The sequence below is a fragment of the Streptomyces sp. NPDC031265 genome, assembly GCF_055570295.1.
The window spans coordinates 1-3,245 of record NZ_JBVIHM010000064.1 but is presented as its reverse complement, the minus strand read 5'-3'; the positions used below and the strand labels follow the sequence as shown (position 1 = coordinate 3,245).

Here is a 3,245-nt window from a genome sequence, read left to right as displayed (position 1 = left end):
ACGGACTCCCCGTCAACTGGCCCACCACCCTGCCCACCGACCAGACACACCCCACCGACCTCCCCACCTACCCCTTCCAACGACAGCACTACTGGGCCCGACGGCCCAAGAGGGAGGAAACAGGGGGGCTTTTCGAGGGCTCCGCTTCGGAAGCCCAGTTCTGGGCGGCGGTCGATAACCAGGACTTCAATGTGCTCGCACAGACGCTGAAAGTTGACAACAGCGAGTCATTGAAGGAACTGATGTCGGCTGTTTCGTCCTGGCATCAGGAAAGCCACGATAAGGCAGTTATGGAAAGCTGGCGGTACCGTGCGACGTGGAAGGCGGTGACCCGTGACCTGGAAGGAAGTCCGACGGGGACTTGGCTGATCCTCAATCCCCCTGCGGGTACGCGGGATCCCCTGGTACAAGCATGTTTCGAACGATTGAATCGACTTGGCGTAGAAGTGGTCTCAGTGGAGGTCGACGCCGCAGACAGTGAACACGATTCGATCACCCGACCGCTGCGCGATGCGATCGAGAAGGTGCCGCACCTGAGCGGCGTTCTTTCCCTCCTTGCACTGGACGAGAGCGCTCACCCGGTCTATCCCTCTGTGCCGCTCGGCCACGCTTTGACGGTTGCCGCGATCCAGGCCCTGGATGTTGCGGGGGTGCAGGCTCCGTTGTGGTGCCTCACGCGTGGTGCTTTCTCATTGAGCGACACGGATCATGCGAGCAGTCCGCTGCAGAGGCTGGTGTGGGGTCTGGGCCAGGTGGCGGCCCAGGAGTACCCGGAGTGGTGGGGCGGGCTGGTGGACGTTCCGGAAGAGGTCGACGAACGGGTGCTGACGCGTCTGTTTGGAGTGTTCACAGGACTGAGCGGCGAGGACCAACTGGCCATTCGGCCCTCTGGTGCGTTTGCGCGCCGGTTCGTCCGTTCCCCTTTGGGGGATACGACTGCTTCGCGCGCGTGGAAGCCCCAGGGGACGGCACTTGTCACAGGAGGAACGGGTGGTATCGGCGCCAATGTGGCGCGCTGGCTGGCAAGGAACGGTGCGGAGCACCTGCTGCTGGTGAGCCGACGCGGTCCCGACGCCCCCGGTGCCACGGAATTGGCAGCGGAACTGCGCGGCATGGGATCCGAGGTGACCGTGGCTTCATGTGACGTAGCGGACAGAGATCAACTCCAGAGGCTGTTCGCTGACATTCCTCCGGCACATCCGCTGTCGTCTGTCTTCCACACCGCCGCGGTGTTGGACGACAGCCCGATCCGCTCACTTCGCTTGCAGAAGATGGAAGATGCCTTGAGCGTGAAGGCACAAGCTGCAGTGCACCTGCACGAGCTGACTCAAGATCTCGACCTCTCGGCCTTCGTCCTGTTCTCATCGGTCTCCGGTCATCTCTCCGCCTCTGGGCAGGGCAACTACGCTCCTGGTAACGCCTTCTTGGATGCATTTGCCGAGCACCGTCGTTCGAGGGGCCTCCCGGCAACGTCGGTGGCCTGGGGCGCTTGGAGCGGGGGTGGCATGGCGGAGAGGCACACTGTCGGAGACGTGCTGCGCCGACACGGTATGCCGGTGATGTCGCCAGAGCTAGCGACCGAGGGGTTGCAGCAGGTACTGGACCACGACGAGAGCACCGCAGTGGTTGCCGAGATTGACTGGGACCGATTCGCCGTGGCGTTCACTGCAACGCGGCCAAGCCCTCTGATCAGTGACATTCCTGAAGCCCTCCACCTGAGGCAGTCCGCGGCGGCGCAGCCTGCCTCACATTCTCTGATGGAGAAGTTGAGGGCGGTTTCCGGGGCTGAACGCGAGCTGCTCATCCAGGACATGGTGTCTGCTCAGGTGTGCGCTGTGCTGGGCGTGAGCGCCCCTGACAGCCTGGATCCGCGACGACCTTTCAAAGAATTCGGGATGGATTCTGTGACTGCGGTGGAGCTGAGGAATCGGTTGAACCGTGAGACGAGCCTGAAGCTGCAGGCAACCGTGGTCTTCGACTATCCGAGCGTGGAAGCATTGGCGCGCTACATCCAAGAGGAACTTCTCGGCTCCAGCGAATCCACGGATGCTGAACTGGCAGTAGAGGACCTCGGTCGCCTGGAATCGGCGATGGCGGACATGTCTGCGGAGGAACTGGAGAACTCCGGCATCGCCGGCCGCCTGCGGAATCTCGCAGCGAAGCTTGGCGGCGGTGTCCGGCTTACCACCAACGAAGACGTGGATGCCGAACTCGGTGACACACCACGGGATCAGCTCTTCGCTCTCATCGACAGAGAGCTCGGAGAAGACTGAATTACTTCCCCTTCATATCTCCGGAGAGCAAGCAATGGATTCGCAAATGACAGACGACGAAAAGACCGTACGCTATCTCAAGCGTGTGACTACCGAGTTGCGTGAGACCCGTCGCCTCCTGCGTGAGGCGACAGAGCCTGTGGCAATCGTGGGGATGGCGTGTCGGTTCCCTGGGGGTGTGGTCAGTCCGGAGGGGTTGTGGGGGCTGGTCGCTGAGGGTGTGGATGCGGTTGGTGATTTTCCGTCGGATCGTGGCTGGGATGTGGAGGGTCTTTTCGATCCTGAGGGTGGCCGGCGGGGGACGACGTATTCGCGGCGTGGTGGGTTTTTGTATGGGGCGGCGGAGTTTGATCCTGCGTTCTTCGGGATTTCGCCGCGTGAGGCATTGGCTATGGATCCGCAGCAGCGTCTGCTGCTGGAGACATCCTGGGAGGCGATCGAGCGGGCCGGGATCAACCCGGGTTCGCTGAAGGGCAGTTCCACCGGCGTATACGTCGGTGCCACTCACCATGACTACGGTCCGCGTTCCCATGCGGTGGATTCCGACGGCTTCGGGATGACCGGAGTCACGTCGAGTGTGATCTCTGGTCGTGTGGCGTATGTGCTGGGTCTTGAGGGGCCTGCGGTGACGGTGGATACGGCGTGTTCGTCGTCGCTGGTGGCGCTGCATCTGGCGGCGCAGGCCGTGCGCAGTGGTGAGTGCGCGATGGCACTGGCCGGTGGTGTCACCGTCATGTCCACTCCCGGTCTCTTTGTGGAGTTTTCGCGGCAGGGTGGGCTGGCCCGGGACGGGCGGTGCAAGGCGTTTGCTGCTGCGGCGGACGGCACCGGGTTCTCCGAGGGCGCCGGTGTGGTCCTGGTGGAACGCCTTTCGGACGCGCGTCGGTTGGGGCATCGGGTTCTGGCTGTGGTTCGTGGTTCGGCGGTCAATCAGGATGGTGCGTCGAATGGGCTGACTGCGCCGAATGGGCC

2 protein-coding genes are annotated in these 3,245 nt (G+C 63.0%); both read left to right on the top strand.

Annotated features, from left to right (window positions below; translation table 11 throughout):
- Window positions 1-2,273 (top strand): SDR family NAD(P)-dependent oxidoreductase (locus ACZ499_RS40015; protein ID WP_468682148.1); only part of this gene is annotated, 2,273 nt, incomplete at its 5' end.
- Between the two features lie 46 nt (window positions 2,274-2,319).
- Window positions 2,320-3,245 (top strand): beta-ketoacyl synthase N-terminal-like domain-containing protein (locus ACZ499_RS40010; RefSeq protein ID WP_468682146.1); only part of this gene is annotated, 926 nt, incomplete at its 3' end.